Source organism: Comamonas aquatica NBRC 14918 (assembly GCF_000739875.1).
Taxonomy (GTDB): domain Bacteria; phylum Pseudomonadota; class Gammaproteobacteria; order Burkholderiales; family Burkholderiaceae_C; genus Comamonas; species Comamonas aquatica.
Map to the genome: position 1 here is coordinate 58979 of NZ_BBJR01000024.1, position 16217 is coordinate 75195.

10 protein-coding genes are annotated in these 16217 nt (G+C 67.5%); 6 read left to right on the forward strand and 4 right to left on the reverse strand.

The window, feature by feature from the left end; translation table 11 throughout:
* The first annotated feature begins 7 nt into the window (after positions 1-7).
* From cobW to CA2_RS03335, 5 genes are all read left to right on the forward strand, one after another.
* Positions 8-1087, forward strand: coding sequence for a cobalamin biosynthesis protein CobW (gene cobW, locus CA2_RS03315; RefSeq protein WP_042412656.1), 1080 nt, complete (start codon positions 8-10; stop codon positions 1085-1087).
* Complete coding sequence (gene cobN, locus CA2_RS03320; RefSeq protein ID WP_042412658.1) at positions 1087-4914, forward strand: cobaltochelatase subunit CobN; 3828 nt, start codon at positions 1087-1089, stop codon at positions 4912-4914. Before cobW ends, cobN begins: the two co-directional genes overlap by 1 nt.
* The gene (locus tag CA2_RS03325) at positions 4914-6014 is read left to right on the forward strand and encodes a magnesium chelatase ATPase subunit I (RefSeq protein ID WP_042412660.1); all 1101 of its coding nucleotides are present in this window, start codon (positions 4914-4916) and stop codon (positions 6012-6014) included. Before cobN ends, CA2_RS03325 begins: the two co-directional genes overlap by 1 nt.
* A gap of 35 nt (positions 6015-6049) precedes the next feature.
* The gene (locus CA2_RS03330; protein ID WP_052369808.1) at positions 6050-6682 is read left to right on the forward strand and encodes a vWA domain-containing protein; all 633 of its coding nucleotides are present in this window, start codon (positions 6050-6052) and stop codon (positions 6680-6682) included.
* Between the two features lie 134 nt (positions 6683-6816).
* On the forward strand, positions 6817-9531 hold the full coding sequence (locus tag CA2_RS03335) for a cation-transporting P-type ATPase (RefSeq protein ID WP_042412662.1): 2715 nt from the start codon (positions 6817-6819) through the stop codon (positions 9529-9531).
* Positions 9532-9654: 123 nt separating this feature from the next.
* Here the strand turns inward: CA2_RS03335 and CA2_RS03340 are convergent, their stop codons facing one another.
* The 4 genes from CA2_RS03340 to CA2_RS03355 form a co-directional block, all read right to left on the reverse strand.
* On the reverse strand, positions 9655-10449 hold the full coding sequence (locus CA2_RS03340) for an ABC transporter ATP-binding protein (protein WP_042412664.1): 795 nt from the start codon (positions 10447-10449) through the stop codon (positions 9655-9657).
* Positions 10450-10479: 30 nt separating this feature from the next.
* Complete coding sequence (locus CA2_RS03345) at positions 10480-11364, reverse strand: ABC transporter permease (protein ID WP_042412666.1); 885 nt, start codon at positions 11362-11364, stop codon at positions 10480-10482.
* Positions 11365-11449: 85 nt separating this feature from the next.
* Entirely contained in the window at positions 11450-12415 is a 966-nt protein-coding gene (locus tag CA2_RS03350) for an ABC transporter substrate-binding protein (RefSeq protein ID WP_042412667.1), read from the reverse strand.
* Positions 12416-12690: 275 nt separating this feature from the next.
* The gene (locus CA2_RS03355) at positions 12691-14391 is read right to left on the reverse strand and encodes an electron transfer flavoprotein-ubiquinone oxidoreductase (protein WP_042412670.1); all 1701 of its coding nucleotides are present in this window, start codon (positions 14389-14391) and stop codon (positions 12691-12693) included.
* A 500-nt stretch (positions 14392-14891) separates the two neighbouring features.
* On the opposite strand from CA2_RS03355, the gene CA2_RS03360 reads away from it, so the two are divergent.
* Positions 14892-16196: a dicarboxylate/amino acid:cation symporter gene (locus tag CA2_RS03360; protein WP_042412672.1), complete on the forward strand. Its 1305-nt coding sequence runs from the start codon at positions 14892-14894 to the stop codon at positions 16194-16196.
* Positions 16197-16217 lie beyond the last annotated feature (21 nt).

Below are 16217 nucleotides of genomic sequence, written 5' to 3' on the forward strand. Positions count from 1 at the left end.
TTCGACCATGAACACCCACCAAAAAATTCCCGCCACCATCGTCACCGGCTTTCTGGGCAGCGGCAAGACCACGCTGCTGCGCCACATCCTGGCGAACGCCAATGGCCGCCGCATTGCGGTGATCGTCAACGAGTTCGGCGAGCTGGGCATCGATGGCGACATCCTGCGCGGCTGTGGCATCGGCTGCGAGGACGAGGCCGGCGCGCAAAGCGGCCAGCTGTACGAGCTGGCCAATGGCTGCATGTGCTGCACCGTGCAGGAAGAGTTCTACCCGGTGATGCGCAAGCTGATCGAGCGCCGCGACGAGATCGACCACATCCTCATCGAGACCAGCGGCCTGGCCCTGCCCAAGCCCCTGGTGCAGGCCTTCAACTGGCCCGAAATCAAGAACGCCTGCACGGTCGATGCGGTCATCACCGTGGTCGATGTGCCCGCCACGGCGGCCGGGCAGTTTGCTGCCAACCCCGCGGCCGTCGATGCCCAGCGCAAGCAGGACCCCAACCTGGACCACGAATCGCCGCTGCACGAGCTGTTCGAGGACCAGCTGATCTCCGCCGACCTGGTGGTGCTGACCAAGCTGGACCAGGCCAGTGCCGCCGAGCGCGCGCAGGTCGAAGCCATCGTGCGCGAGGAAGTGCCGGCGCAGGTGAAGATCGTGGCCGCCAGCCATGGCCAGATCGACCTGGACGTGGTGCTGGGCCTGTCCAGCGCCTCGGAAGACAGCATCCATGAACGCGTGGGCCACCACGAGCACGGTGAGGACGACCACCACCACGACGAGCACGACCACGACGTGTTCGACTCGGTGGTAGTGCAGCTGCCCGAAGTGGAGCGCGAGGCCTTGCTGTCCCAGCTGGCCGCCATCGTGGCCGAGCACACGGTCTACCGCATCAAGGGCTTTGTGGCCCTGCCGGACAAGCCCATGCGCTTGGTGGTGCACGGCGTGGGCAAGCGCTTTGACAGCTACTTCGACCGCCGCTGGCGCGAGGACGAGGCCCGCCAGACCCACCTGGTGTTCATCGGCCACGACCTGGAGGAGGGCGCGATCCGCGCTGCGCTGGACGGCCTGACTGCCGGAGCCTGCTGATGCACCTGCTCGCTGTCCAGCCCGGTGGCTTTGTCGACGACGAAGCCTTTGTGTCCAGTCTGGGCCAGTCGCCGGCCGACGTGGTGGTGCTGAGTGCGGCCGACACCACGCTGGCGCTGCTGGCCGATGCCTATGAACAGTTGCAGGCACAGGCCACAGCCCCGGGGCTGGAGGGCGAGCCCCTGCCGACGGTGCGCCTGGCCAACCTGATGCACCTGCGCCAGCCCGCCTCGGTGGACCTGTACGTGGACGAGGTGCTGCAGCATGCCCGCGTGATCGTGATCGACCACCTGGGCGGCGAAAGTTACTGGCCGTATGGCACGGAGCGCGTGCGCGAGATCTGCCGCAAGCACCGCATCACGCTGGTGATGTTCTCCGGCTGCACCACGGAAGACATGAACCTGCTGCAAAAGAGCACGGCCTCCATCGAGCAGTGCCGCAGCATCTGGCGCTATCTGCGCGAGGGCGGGGCGGCGAACGCGCGCGAGATGTTCCGCTACCTGTGGCACAGCTTCCTGGGCGGCGCCCAGGCGGCGCTGCCCGCCCGGCCGCTGCCGGCCACCGCCGTCTACCACCCGGCACACGATGTGGCCACGGTCGAGGACTGGCAGCAGCCCGGGCCGCTGCAGTGGCAGGCCGGCCAGCCGGTGGTGGTGGTGCTGTTCTACCGCGCGCACCTGCAATCGGGCAACACCCAGCTGTTCCACACCCTGTGCCAGCAACTGTGGGACCAGGGCATGAACCCCTTGCCGCTGGCCGTGCTGTCGCTCAAGGACGCCACCAGCCTGGCCCTGCTGCACCAGCTGTGCGCGGCCCACCAGGTGTCGCTGATCCTGAACACCACCTCGTTCGCCCAGTCGTCGCTGGAAACCCCGGGCGACCACGCGCTGGCAGGCGACATTCCGGTGCTGCAGGTCATCATGTCGGGCAGCAACCAGCAAAGCTGGCTGGACGACGCCCACGGCCTGCAGCCGCGTGACATCGCCATGCACGTGGCCATGCCCGAGGTGGATGGCCGCATCATCACGCGTGCCATCAGCTTCAAGGGGCTGTCGCACCGCAGCGCGCTGACCCAGTCGGACGTGGTGCAGTACCAGGCCCATCCGGAGCGCCTGGCCTTCGTGGTGGAGCTGGCCCGGCGCTGGTGCCGCCTGCGCCACCGGCCCAATGCCGACAAGCGGCTGGCGCTGATCCTGGCCAACTACCCCACGCAGGAAGGCCGCCTGGGCAATGGCGTGGGGCTGGACACGCCGGCCTCGGTCATCCACATCCTGCAGGCCCTGCAGCAGCAAGGCTATGCACTGCAGGACATCCCCGCCGATGGCGATGCCCTGATGGCGCTGTTGCAGCAAGGCATCACCAACGATCCCGCGTCCTGGCAGCTGCGCGCGGCCCAGCAAAGCCTGGACCTGGCCAGCTACCAGGCATTCTTTGACAGCCTGCCGGCGACCAACCAGCAGGCCGTGCTGCAGCGCTGGGGCGCGCCCGAAGCCGATCCCATGCTGCGCCAGGGGCGCTTCATGGTGGCCGGGCTGCGCCTGGGCCAGGTGTTTGTGGGCATCCAGCCGGCGCGCGGCTACCACCTGGACCCCATGGCCAGCTACCACGACCCGGACCTGGTGCCGCCGCATTACTACCTGGCCTTCTATCACTGGCTGCGCACGGCCTGGCAGGCCGATGCCATGGTGCACGTGGGCAAGCACGGCAACCTGGAATGGCTGCCCGGCAAGAGCGTGGCCCTGTCCCAGACCTGCTGGCCGGACCTGGCGTTCGGCCCCATGCCGCACCTGTACCCCTTCATCGTCAACGATCCGGGCGAGGGCACCCAGGCCAAGCGCCGCTCCCAGGCGGTGATCGTGGACCACCTGATGCCGCCGCTGACGCGCGCCGAAAGCTATGGCCCGACGCGCGACCTGGAGCGCATGGTGGACGAGTACTACGAAGCCATCACGCTGGACCGCCGGCGGGCCACGCTGCTGCGCCAGCAGATCCTGGCGCACATCGTCGCGCACGACCTGCACCAGGACCTGGGCATGGCGGCGCCGCGCTCCGAGGCCGAGGAGCAGGAGCTGCTGAACAAGACCGATGCCTACCTGTGCGAACTCAAGGAAAGCCAGATCCGCGACGGTCTGCACATCTTTGGCCAGTCGCCCACCGGCCGGCTGGAGCGCGATACCTTGCTGGCCCTGGCACGCCACCCCGTGGGCCACGGCCAGGGCGCCAACAACAGCCTGATCCGGGCGCTGGCGCAGGACCTGCTGCCGGGCTGCGACTTCGACCCGCTGGACGCCGCCTGGGAGCAGCCCTGGAGCGGCCCGTTCCCCGAGCTGCTGCGGCAGGTCGACCCCCAGCCCTGGCGCCACACCGGCGATACGCGCGAGCGGCTGGAACTGCTGGCACTGCAAATTCTGGAGCATGATGCGCTTGACAGCATTGCGCTGGAGGCCAATTTTGTGCATGCCCGCCAGGTGCTGCAACGCGTGCAGCACGACCTGCGGCCACGCCTGCAGGACTGCGGCCCGCAGGAAATCCTGCAGCTCAGTCGTGGCCTGCAGGGGCGCTTCGTGCCCGCCGGGCCCAGCGGTGCGCCAACGCGCGGTCGCCCCGACGTGCTGCCCACCGGGCGCAACTTCTTTTCCATCGACACCCGGGCCGTGCCCACGCCCACCAGCTGGACCCTGGGCCTCAAGTCGGCCCAGCTGCTGGTCGAGCGCTACACCCAGGAGCATGGCGACTACCCCCGCTCGCTGGGCCTGTCGGTCTGGGGCACGTCCACCATGCGCACCGGCGGCGACGACATCGCCCAGGCCTTCGCCTTGCTGGGCGTGCGCCCCAAGTGGGACGACGGCAGCTGGCGCGTGAGCGACTTCGAGGTGCTGCCCATGTCCATCCTGGGCCGCCCCCGGGTGGACGTGACCTTGCGGGTGTCCGGCTTCTTCCGCGACGCGTTCACGAACGTGATCCGCCTGTTCGATGCCGCCGTGCAGAAGGTCGCCAGCCTGGACGACGAGGATGCCTTCACCAACCCCATCCGCGCGCGCGTGCTGCAGGAAGCGGCCGAGCTGCAGGCCCAGGGCCTGAGCCACGAGGCGGCCCGCCACCAGGCCGGGTTGCGCGTGTTCGGCGCCAAGCCCGGCAGCTATGGCGCCGGCCTGCAGGGGCTGATCGACGGCCGCAACTGGGACAGCGACGAGGACCTGGCCACTGCCTACCGCAACTGGGGCGCCTATGCCTATGGCCAGCAGGACGACGGCACGGCGGTGCCCGAGACCTTTGTGCGCCGCCTCAGCGAGATCCAGCTGGTGGTGCAGAACCAGGACAACCGCGAGCACGACCTGCTGGACTCGGACGATTACTACCAGTTCCAGGGGGGCATGGCGGCCGCCGTGCGCCATTACAGCGGCCAGCAGCCGGACCTGTACTTTGGCGATCACAGCAACCCGCAGTCGCCGCGCATGCGCACGCTGCAGGAGGAAATCAGCCGCGTGGTGCGCGCGCGCGTGACCAATCCCAAGTGGATCGAGGGCATCAAGCGCCACGGCTACAAGGGCGCGTTCGAGGTCGCGGCCACGGTGGACTATCTGTTCGCCTTCGACGCCACGGCGCGCGTGGTGCGCGACGACCAGTACGCCCGCGTGACCGACGCCTTCGTGGCCGATGCCGCCACGCGCGATTTCCTGCAGCAGCACAATCCGGCGGCCTTCCACGGCATGTGCGAGCGCCTGCTGGAGGCCATCGGCCGCGGCCTGTGGCAACAACCCGGTGAGCACCAGCAACTGCTGGAGCAGCACTTGCTGGCCACCGAGCAACTTTTGGAGAGCCGATGATGTCGATAGCCACCCCGCCTGCCACCGCGCCCGTGGGATTCCCCTTCACGGCCATCGAGGGCCAGCCCCTGCTGCAACGGGCCCTGCTGCTGGCGGCCGTGGACCCCTTGTTGGGCGGGGTACTGGTTGAGGGGCCACGCGGCACGGCCAAGTCCACCAGCGCCCGCGCGCTGGCCGCGCTGCTGCCGGCCGGCCGCTTTGTGAATCTGCCGCTGGGCGCCACCGAGGAGCAGCTGGTCGGTTCGCTGGACCTGGAGGCGGCCCTGCAGCGCAGCGCCGTGCAGTTCCGCCCCGGCCTGCTGGCGCGCGCCCATGGCGGGATCCTGTATGTGGACGAGGTCAATCTGCTGGCCGATGGCCTGGTCGACCTGCTGCTGGACGTGAGCGCCAGCGGCATCAACCGCGTGGAGCGCGACGGTGTGTCGCACCAGCACGAGGCGCGCATCACCCTGATCGGCACCATGAACCCCGAGGAGGGACAGTTGCGCCCGCAGCTGCTGGACCGTTTCGGCCTGTTTGTGCGGCTGGAGAACGTGCCCAACGCCCAGGTGCGCAAGGCCATCGTGCGCACCCGCATGGCCTTCGATGCCGATCCGCAGGCCTTTGCCAGCCGCCATGCCGCCGCACAGACGGCCCTGGCGCTGCGTGTGGCGCAGGCCCGCGACCGGCAGGCCACCGTGGAGTGGCCCGAGGCCGTGCACGACGAGGTGGCCCAGCGCTGCCAGGACGCCGGTGTGGAAGGCGTGCGGGCCGATCTGGTGATGCTGCGTGCCGCGCGCGCCCATGCCGCGCTGGAGGCCCGGGCGCAGGTGACGCCGGCCGATGTGCAGGCCGTGGCCGAACTGGCGCTGGCCCACCGCCGCACCCAGGGGCAGCCGCGAACGTCTTCCAGCCCACCGGCCGAGCCACCGCAGCAGCAGCCTGAGGCCCCGCCTGCGCAGGCGGCCACGAACCCACCACCCACGGACCCGGCGCCCGCACCGGACGCCGGCCCTGCGGACCAGAACCCGGCTGATGATTGGGGCGCCATGCCGGCTTCGCAGGCCGTGCCCCTGCAGGCGGTGAAAGCACTGAGGCCTTTTCAGCCAAAAAAAGCCTGACGCGCTCTGCCCCCACGGGCCAGGCCGGACAGGCCGTGGCAGGGCGCGACAGCAACACGGCACGCAAGGGCCGCAGCCTGGGGCCGGCCAGCCGTCAGCTGGACTGGGCCGCCACGCTGGCGGCCAAGGGCCCGGGTGCGCTGCAACCGCAGCATCTGCACTTTCGCCGCCAGCCACAGGGGCGCAAGACCTTGCACCTGGTGCTGCTGGACCAGTCCGCGTCCATGCTGCGCGGGCAGAAGCTGGCCTGGGCCAAGGGCTGCTTGCTGGCCCTGTCCACGCTGTTCTACCGTCGCCGCGACGCGATGGCCGTCCTCGGTTTTTCGGGTGAGCAGGCGCAGTGGCTGCAAAAGCCCAGCAAGGCCGGGCTGTTCAACGAGCACTGGATCGCTCCGTTGCGCGGTGGCGGGGCCACGCCCATCCAGTCGGCCATCGATGCCGTGCAGGACGCTGTGCGCCGCGCCCCGGCTGGCACGCAGGTGGCCGTATGGCTGCTGACCGACGGCCGGTTCGACCCGTTGCCGCAACGCCCCGGGGGGGTCGACGACTGCTACATCATCGACTTTGAAGACGGGGCCGTGGCCCTGGGTCGCTGCCACCGCCTGGCCGAGATGTGGGGTGGCACCTGCGTGCCTGCCGCGCAGTGGGGCGCACCGACTGCGGGCTAAGCTGCGGCGGCCACCGGCGGGGGCGCAACGGGAATTGGCGCGATCCGTCAAGCCATATCCGAGCAGGCGGTCATGGTGCTGCCGGTGCAGGCATCGGCACTGCCCGCATAGTTGGGGCAAGGAGCTGATGCCGCATGACCCCACGCCCAGACTGCCCCCCTCCCGCACCGCCTTGGCACGCGCAACCGGCCGAGCAGGCCCTGGCCGCGCTGGACAGCTGCCCCCAGGGGCTGACTGCCGCGCAGGCCGCGCAGCGCCTGGCCCAGCACGGACCCAATTGCCTGCAGGCGGCCCCCCGGCGCAGTGCCTGGCTGCGCCTGCTGCTGCAGTTCCACAACGTGCTGCTGTACGTCATGCTGGCCGCAGCGGTGGTCACGGCCTTTCTCGGCCACTGGGTGGACACCGGTGTGCTGCTGGCGGCGGTGCTGGTCAATGCCGCCATCGGCTTTGTGCAGGAGGGCAAGGCCGAATCGGCGCTGGATGCCATCCGCGCCATGCTGTCGCCGCATGCCGTGGTGTTGCGCGATGGCCAGCGCCAGGAGATCGACGCTGCAGACCTGGTGCCCGGCGATGTGGTGCTGCTGGCCTCGGGCGACCGCGTGCCGGCCGACCTGCGGCTGCTGCAGGTCAAGGAGCTGCGCTGCGATGAATCCGCGCTCACCGGCGAGTCCATGCCGGTGGACAAACACATAGAGGGTGTGGTCGCCGAGGCCCCCCTGGGGGACCGCCGTGGCATGGCCTATGCCGGTACCCTGGTCGCCTATGGCCAGGCCACCGGCCTGGTGGTCGCCACCGCACGCGACACCGAGATCGGCCGCATCGACCGCCTGCTGGCCGATGTGGCCAGCACCAGCACGCCCTTGCTGCGCCAGATCGACCATTTCGGTCACCGGCTGGCCGGGGTCATCCTGGGGCTGGCGGTGCTCACCTTTGTCCTGGGGGTCTGGCTGCGCGGGCACCCTGCGGCCGACATGTTCATGCTGGTGGTGGCGCTGGTGGCCTCGGCCATCCCCGAGGGGCTGCCAGCCATCATGACCATCACCCTGGCCTTGGGCGTGCAGCGCATGGCGCGGCGCCAGGCCATCGTGCGCCGCCTGCCGGCGGTGGAGACCCTGGGGTCGGTCACGGTGATCTGCTCGGACAAGACCGGCACGCTGACCCGCAACGAGATGACGGTGCAGCGTGTGGTCTGCGCCGGGCTGGACGTGGCCGTCAGCGGTGCCGGCTACCTGCCTGAGGGGCGCTTCCAGGTGGGCGCACACGTGATCGACCCCGACCGCCACGAAGCCTTGGCGCTGGCCTTGCGGGCATGCGTGCTGTGCAACGACGCGCGCATGGCGCTCGATGAACAGGGCCAGTGGCATGTGGTGGGCGACCCGACCGAAGGGGCGCTGCTGGTGGCCGGCCACAAGGCGGGGCTGATGCAGGAGGTGGCGGCGGCCGCCTGGCCGCGCAGCGACTCCATCCCTTTCGAGTCGCAGCACCGTTTCATGGCCACGGCCCACCGCGATGATGCCGGCACGCCCTGGATCTTTGCCAAGGGTGCGCCCGAGAAGATGCTGGACATCTGCGACCGGGAATGGGGGCCACAGGGCGAGCGGCCCGTGGATGTCGACACCTGGCGGCGCATGGCCACCGACATGGCCGCGCGCGGCCTGCGCCTGCTGGGCCTGGCCTGCAAGCGGGCGGCCCCCGCCGGGCAGGGGCTGGCGTTTGCCGATGTGGCCCAGGGCTACACCCTGCTGGCCCTGGTCGGCATTGCCGACCCGCCGCGCGACGAGGCGGTGCGGGCCGTGGCCCAGTGCCATGCGGCCGGCATCCGCGTGAAGATGATCACCGGCGACCACGGCGAGACCGCGCGCGCCATTGGTGCGCAGCTGGCCATCGGGACGGGCAAACCCGCCGTCACCGGGGCCGAGCTGGAGCTGATGGGCGATGCCGAACTGCAGCGCGTGGCGCTGGAGGTGGACGTGTTCGCGCGCGCCAGCCCGGAGCACAAGCTGCGCCTGGTGCAGGCCCTGCAGCGGCACGGCCAGGTGGTGGCCATGACCGGCGACGGCGTGAACGACGCCCCGGCCCTGAAATGCGCCGATGTGGGCGTGGCCATGGGCGGCAAGGGCACGGAAGCGGCCAAGGAGGCGGGCGATGTGGTGCTGGCCGACGACAACTTTGCCACCATCGCCGCGGCCGTGCACGAAGGGCGCGCGGTGTACGACAACATCCGCAAGTTCATCCTGTTCATGCTGCCCACGAACGGCGGTGAGGCGCTGGTGGTGATCGCGGCCATCCTGTTCCAGCTGACGCTGCCGATGACACCGGCCCAGGTGCTGTGGATCAACATGGCCACGTCCTGCACCCTGGGGCTGGCGCTGGCCTTCGAGCCGGCCGAGCCGGGCATCATGCAGCGGCCCCCGCGCCCGCCGCAGGAGACCCTGATTTCGGGCCTGTTCATCTGGCGCGTGCTGCTGGTCTCGGTGCTGATGATGGCAACCGCGCTGGGCCTCTTCCTGTGGGAGCTGGCGCAGGGCACCGAACTGGCCGTGGCGCGCACCATGGCCGTCAGCACCATCGTGCTGGCGGAGATGGGCTACCTGCTCAGCAGCCGCTTGGTGCTGGCCCCGGCCTTCAGCCGGGAGGCCCTGAACGGCAACTGGGTGCTGGTGTGGACGCTGCTGGCCTGCCTGCTGCTGCAGCTGGGCTTCGTGCACCTGCCGGTGTTGCAGTCCATCTTTGGCTCGGCGGCGCTGGATGCGGCGCAGTGGGCCAAGGTCGTCCTGGCGGGGGGCGTGGTATTCCTGGGCGCCGAGCTGGACAAGTGGCGTGCCCGCCGGGCAGCGCAGCGCCGCTGAGCAGGGGGCGGTACCTGCCCGCCACAGCGCCCGGATGGGGGGCGGCTGTGCGATCTGCATGAAAAAGCCGCCGGCGCTTACTGGACAAGCGCGGGCAGCTATGTTTTTTTGGAGGGGCTGTGATCAGCCCAGCAGCAGGGCGTCGTCGGCCAGCTTTTCGCCGCGCACCTTTTCGAACATCTGCAGCAGGTCGGGCACATCCATCTGGGCGCGCTCTTCGCCGCGCACGTCCAGCACCACCTGGCCCTGGTGCAGCATCACCGTGCGCTCGCCCACGTCCAGGGCCTGGCGCATGCTGTGTGTGACCATCATGGTGGTCAGCTTGCTTTCGGCCACGATGCGCGCGGTCAGCTGCAGCACGAAGTCGGCGGTGCGCGGGTCCAGCGCGGCGGTGTGCTCGTCCAGCAGCAGGATGCGCGAGGGTTGCAGCGCCGCCATCAGCAGGCTGACGGCCTGGCGCTGACCACCGGACAGCAGGCCGATGCGGTCGCTGAGGCGGTTTTCCAGGCCCAGGCCCAGGGTGGCCAGGCGTTCGCGGTACAGCTCGCGGTGCTCGGCCTTGACGGCCAGCGACAGACCGCGCGAGCCGCCCCGGCGGTGCGCCAGGGCCATGTTCTCTTCGATGGTCAGGTCTTCGCAGGTGCCGGCCATGGGGTCCTGGAACACGCGGGCCACGCGGTGGGCACGGTCCCAGACCGGGCGGCGGGTCATGTCCTCGCCGGAGATGTGGATGCTGCCCTTGTCCACGCTCTGGTCACCGGAGATGGTGTTCAGGAAGGTGGACTTGCCGGCGCCGTTGGAGCCGATGACGGTGACAAACTGGCCGTCGGGGATTTCCAGCGACAGGCCGCGCAGGGCGCGGGTTTCGATGGGGGTGCCGGGGTTGAAGGTGAGTTCGAGGTTTTTGGCGCTCAACATAGGGGTTCGACTTTCTTCACAGTGGGCGCATCAAGGCTTGCGGCTCAGCTTGCGCTTGAGCTGGGGGATCACCAGGGCGATGGTCACCAGCACGGCGGTGACCAGGTTCAGGTCCTGCGCCTTGAGGCCGATGAAGTCGCTGTTGAGTGCGGCGGCGATGAAGAAACGGTAGACGATGGCGCCGACCACCACGGCCAGCGTGGCCCAGATGATCTTGCGCGAGGGCAGGATGGACTCGCCCACGATCACGGCTGCCAGGCCGATGACGATGGTGCCGATGCCCATGGAGATGTCGGAGCCGCCCTGGGTCTGCACGAACATGGCGCCGGCCAGGCCGACCAGGCCGTTGGAGACGGCCATGCCCAGCAGGATCATCGCGCCGGTGTTCACGCCCTGGGCACGGGCCATGCGTGGGTTGGAGCCGGTGGCACGGATGGCCAGGCCACGCTCGGTGGCAAAGAACCAGTCCAGGGCCAGCTTGGCTGCGACCACGATCACCAGCAGCAGCAGGGGACGGAACACGTAGTCTTCCATGCCGGCGGGTTGCAGCAGGTTGAAGATGGTGGGGTCGTTGATCAGCGGCACGTTGGGGCCGCCCATGATGCGCAGGTTCACGGAGTACAGCGCGATCATCATCAGGATCGAGGCCAGCAGGTCCATGATCTTGAGCTTGACGTTGAGCCAGCCCGTGACCATGCCGGCCACGGCACCGGCCGCCGTGGCGGCCAGGGTGGCGATCCAGGGATTGATGCCTGCGGCAATCAGCACGGCGCAGACCGCGCCACCCAGGGGAAAGCTGCCGTCCACGGTCAGGTCCGGGAAACGCAGCAGTCGGAAAGAGATGTACACACCCAGCGCGACGAGGGCGAAGATCAGGCCAATTTCAATGGCACCGAACAGCGAAAACAGAGACATGGAAGGAAGGCGGTCGGTAGCTGGGGTTCAACGAAAAAAAGGCAGGGCCAAGGCGTTGGCACCTGCCTTTGGGAAGGGTGCAAGCTTACTGCACGACCTGCGCGGCGCTCTTGACCAGGGCGTCGGACAGCTTGACGCCTTGCTTTTCGGCGGCGCCGGGGTTCACGAACAGTTCCATCTTGGTGCTGACTTCGGGCTTGATGCTGCCAGCGGCTTCACCCTTGAGGATGCGCGCCACCATGCGGCCGGTCTGTTCGCCCAGGTCGCGGTAGTTGATGCCATAGGCCGCCACGGCGCCGCGCTTGACGGAGTCGGTGTCCGAGGCCACCAGCGGGATCTTGGCGTCCTGGCCGACCTTGACCAGGGATTCGTAGGCCGACACCACGTTGTTGTCGGTGTTGGTGTAGATCACGTCGACCTTGCCGATCAGCGAGCGGGCCGCGCTGCCCACGTCCACGGAGCGGGGGGCGGCAGCTTCCACCAGGGTCATGCCCAGGCTGGGCAGCAGCTTTTGCAGTTCCTTGACCACGACCACGGAATTGGCTTCGCCGGGGTTGTAGACCATGCCCACGCGCTTGGCACCGGGCACGACCTGCTTGACCAGGTCCATCTGCTTGTCCAGGGCCAGCAGGTCGGACACGCCGGTCACATTGGTCTTGGAGGGTTCCCACGAAGCCACCAGCTTGGCGGCCACGGGGTCGGTCACGGCGGAGAACACCACGGGCACGGTCTTGGTGGAGGCCACCACAGCCTGGGCCGAGGGCGTGGCGATGGCCACGATGGCGTCGGGCTTGTCACCCACGAACTTGCGGGCGATCTGGGCGGCTGTGCCGGTGTTGCCTTGGGCGCTTTGGTACTGCCACTTCAGGTTCTTGCCGGCTTCGAAGCCGGCGTCCTTCAGTGCCGCCTGCACGCCATCACGCACGGCGTCCAGGGCAGGGTGCTCGACGATGGCCGTCACGGCCACGGATTTGTCCGCCGCATGGGCGCTGGTCATCGAAGCGATTGCCAATGCGATGGCACCCAGTGGTGCCCAAGACTTGAAGTTCATTGCTTTTTCTCCACCATTGTTATGAAGCCGATGCGGCCTGCAACATGCACATGCAAAGAACGGGCCAGCTGTGGCTGCTTTGCAGCCGATCAAGTCTATAGCAGCGGATGTTGGCTCCCTGGGCTGTCACGCAGGTTGTGTGACAGTTTTCCTACATTGCACAATTTTGTTGCGCAATGTATCGATATGGTGCGTTTTGCATGAGGCTGGTGCGTTCTGCAATGAAAAAAGACTCGCCAAGCGAGTCTTTTTTGCACGATGCATGCGGCCAGGGCTTACATACCGGAGTAGTTCGGGCCACCACCGCCTTCGGGCGTCACCCAGACGATGTTCTGCGTGGGGTCCTTGATGTCGCAGGTCTTGCAGTGCACGCAGTTCTGCGCATTGATCTGCAGGCGCTTGCCGCCATCGGCCTCGTTGTCCACGAACTCGTAGACCCCAGCGGGGCAGTAGCGGCTTTCCGGTCCTGCGTACTTGGCCAGGTTGATGCTCACGGGCACCGAAGCGTCCTTGAGCGTCAGGTGGGCGGGCTGGTCCTCGCCGTGGTTGGTGTTGCTGATGAAGACGCTGGACAGGCGGTCAAAGGTCAGCTTGCCATCGGGCTTGGGGTATTCGATGGGCTGGCATTCGGCCGCCGGCTTGAGGTAGGCGTGGTCCGGCTTGTCGCGGTGCAGCGTCCAGGGGATGTTGCCCTTGAGCAGGAACTGCTCGACCCCGTTCATGACGGTGGCGGTGGACAGACCCTTCTTGAACCAGGCCTTGAAGTTGCGGGCCTTCCACAGTTCGTCGTAGAGCCAGCTGCTTTCAAACGCGGTTTCGTAGGCCGAGAGCACATCGCCCTGGCGGCCGGCCACGATGGCTTCATAGGCGGCTTCGGCCGCCAGCATGCCGGTCTTGATGGCGGCGTGGCTGCCCTTGATGCGCGACACGTTCAGGAAACCAGCATCGCAGCCCACCAGCGCACCGCCGGGGAACACGAACTTGGGCAGGCTCAGGATGCCGCCGGCCGTGATGGCGCGGGCGCCGTAGGAGATGCGCTTGGCCGGCTTGATGCCGTGGGCCTCGTCGCCTTCCAGGTAGTAGCGGATGTTGGGGTGGGTCTTCCAGCGCTGCATCTCCTCGAAGGGAGACAGGTAGGGGTTGGCGTAGTCCAGGCCGACCACATAACCCAGCGTGACTAGGTTGTCCTCAAGGTGGTACAAGAAGCCGCCGCCATAGGTCTTGCTGTCCATGGGCCAGCCGCCGGTGTGCAGGACCATGCCGGGCTTGTGGCGGGCAGGGTCGATTTCCCACAATTCCTTGATGCCGATGCCGTAGGTTTGCGGGTCCTTGTCGGCGTCCAGCTGGAACTTGGCGATCAGTTGCTTGCCCAGGTGGCCGCGAGCGCCTTCGGCAAAGATGGTGTACTTGCCGTGCAGTTCCATGCCCAGCTGGAAGTCGCCCGTGGGCTCGCCGTCCTTGCCCACGCCCATGTTGCCGGTGGCCACCCCCTTGATGGAGCCATCGTCGTTGAACAGCACTTCGGCCGCTGCAAAGCCGGGGAAGATTTCCACGCCCAGGGCTTCGGCCTGGTCGGCCAGCCACTTGGTCACAAAGCCCAGGCGGACGATGTAGTTGCCTTCGTTGTGGAAGCACTTGGGCAGCAGGAAGTTGGGGGTGCGCAGCGAGCTTTTCTCGCTCAGGAACACCATGGCGTCCTCGGTGACGGGCTGGTTCAAGGGCGCGCCCTTGGCCTTCCAATCAGGGATCAGTTCGCTCAGGGCGATCGGGTCCATGATGGCGCCCGACAGGGTGTGGGCACCGGGTTCGGAGCCCTTTTCCAGCACCACCACCGAGACATCCTGGCCCTTCTCGGCCGCCAGTTGCTTGAGGCGGATCGCCGTGGCCAGACCGCCAGGGCCTCCGCCCACGATCACGACGTCGTATTCCATGGCCTCGCGCGGGCCGTACTGGGCCAAGATTTCTTCGTTTGTCATCGGGGGTCTCTCTTGGATGGTGAAAATTTTTTCTTGCCGTCTGCGTGTCAAGGCGCACGGACCAAAACTGCGGCCGATTCTATGCGGTGCTTGGTGTGGATCCAACGTTCTGCGCCGGGGCACAGCGTTGGCAAACGACCGAAACCGGCCTTCCTGGCCTCAGATGTGACGCCTGGGTGACAGTGGCCGTCGCAGAAGGCGATGTTCGGAATTCCGAATGTGTGGCTCTGTGGATTGTTCGGAAATCCGTGCGATTTTATGCGGAAATGTTTGCTTCTTATAAGCAAATCAATCACTTGGCGTTGATTTTAGAGCTGGCACGGTCCCTGCGAATGCAAGCGCAGGCCACAACGGTGGCTGTGTATGCACGGGAGACAAACCATGCCTGGCACCCAGGGGCTTGAGGCCCTGGGGCTGCAGGCGTGGGGCAAGGGCAGGGCCAAGCACTGCCGCCCCTGGGGCTGACTTGCACGCCCGACCAACAATCAACGGAAAACCGCATGAAATTCAATCGTTTGACCACCCTGGTCCTGATGGCCATGGTGCTGGGTGTGCTGGTGGGCTATGCCTGCCACAGCTACGCTCCCAGTCCCGAAGCGGCTAAGGAGATCGCCAGCTACTTCAGCATCCTGACCGACATCTTCCTGCGCATGATCAAGATGATCATTGCGCCCCTGGTGTTTGCCACCCTGGTCGCAGGCCTGGCGGGCATGGGCGATGCCAAGGCCGTGGGCCGCATCGGCAGCCGTGCTCTGGGCTGGTTCATTGCGGCCTCGTTCTGCTCGCTGTTCATCGGTCTGGTGTTCTCCAACCTGCTGCAGCCTGGCCATGCCCTGAATGTGCCGCTGCCCGATTCGGCCGCTGGCCTGCAGCTCAAGACCTCGGCGCTGAACCTCAAGGACTTCATCACCCACGTCTTCCCGAAGAACATCTTCGAGGCCATGGCCACCAACGAGGTACTGCAGATCCTGGTGTTTGCGCTGTTCTTCGGTGTGGCCCTGGGCCATCTGCACAGCCAGACCGCGCGTTCGCTGGTCAGCACCATGGAGGAGGTGGTCCACGTGATGCTCAAGGTCACCGACTACGTGATGCGCTTCGCCCCCGTGGGCGTGTTCGGCGCCGTGGCCGCCACCATCACCGTCCAGGGTCTGGGCATGCTGTCGGTGTTCGGCAAGTTCATGCTGAGCTTCTACCTGGCCCTGGCCACGCTGTGGCTGCTGCTGGTGGTGGCCGGATATGTGGTGCTGGGCAAGGACATCTTCCGCCTGCTCAAGCTGATCCGCGGCCCGCTGCTGGTGGGCTTTTCCACGGCCAGCAGCGAGTCGACCTATCCCAAGCTGATGGAACAGTTGGAGAAGTTCGGCGTCAAGCCGCGCGTCACGGGCTTTGTGCTGCCCCTGGGCTACTCGTTCAACCTCGATGGCTCCATGGTGTACACCACCTTCCTGGCGATCTTCATCGCCCAGGCCTACGGCATCGAGATGTCGCTGACGGCGCAGATCACCATGCTGCTGGTGCTCATGGTCTCCAGCAAGGGGATTGCTGGCGTACCGCGGGCCTCGCTGGTGGTGGTGGCCGCCGTGCTGCCCATGTTTGGCCTGCCCGAGGCCGGCATCCTGCTGATCCTGGGTATTGACCACTTCCTGGACATGGGCCGCACCCTGACCAATGTGCTGGGCAATGCGATTGCCACCGCCGTCGTGGCCAAGTGGGAAAACGCCATCGACCCCGTGGATGCGGCCCTGGCCGAGCGCGAAGAGGTCCTGCCCGCACCGGGTGAGGACGGTGCGCCCCAGGCCGCCTGAACGACCACGTGGCCACTCAGG

Coding starts and splice junctions, on each gene's coding strand:
- cobW (WP_042412656.1), top strand. CDS start 8: ATGAACACCCACCAAAAAATTCCCGCCACCATCGTCACCGGCTTTCTG.
- cobN (WP_042412658.1), top strand. CDS start 1,087: ATGCACCTGCTCGCTGTCCAGCCCGGTGGCTTTGTCGACGACGAAGCC.
- CA2_RS03325 (WP_042412660.1), top strand. CDS start 4,914: ATGTCGATAGCCACCCCGCCTGCCACCGCGCCCGTGGGATTCCCCTTC.
- CA2_RS03335 (WP_042412662.1), top strand. CDS start 6,817: ATGACCCCACGCCCAGACTGCCCCCCTCCCGCACCGCCTTGGCACGCG.
- CA2_RS03340 (WP_042412664.1), bottom strand. CDS start 10,449: ATGTTGAGCGCCAAAAACCTCGAACTCACCTTCAACCCCGGCACCCCC.
- CA2_RS03345 (WP_042412666.1), bottom strand. CDS start 11,364: ATGTCTCTGTTTTCGCTGTTCGGTGCCATTGAAATTGGCCTGATCTTC.
- CA2_RS03350 (WP_042412667.1), bottom strand. CDS start 12,415: ATGAACTTCAAGTCTTGGGCACCACTGGGTGCCATCGCATTGGCAATC.
- CA2_RS03355 (WP_042412670.1), bottom strand. CDS start 14,391: ATGACAAACGAAGAAATCTTGGCCCAGTACGGCCCGCGCGAGGCCATG.
- CA2_RS03360 (WP_042412672.1), top strand. CDS start 14,892: ATGAAATTCAATCGTTTGACCACCCTGGTCCTGATGGCCATGGTGCTG.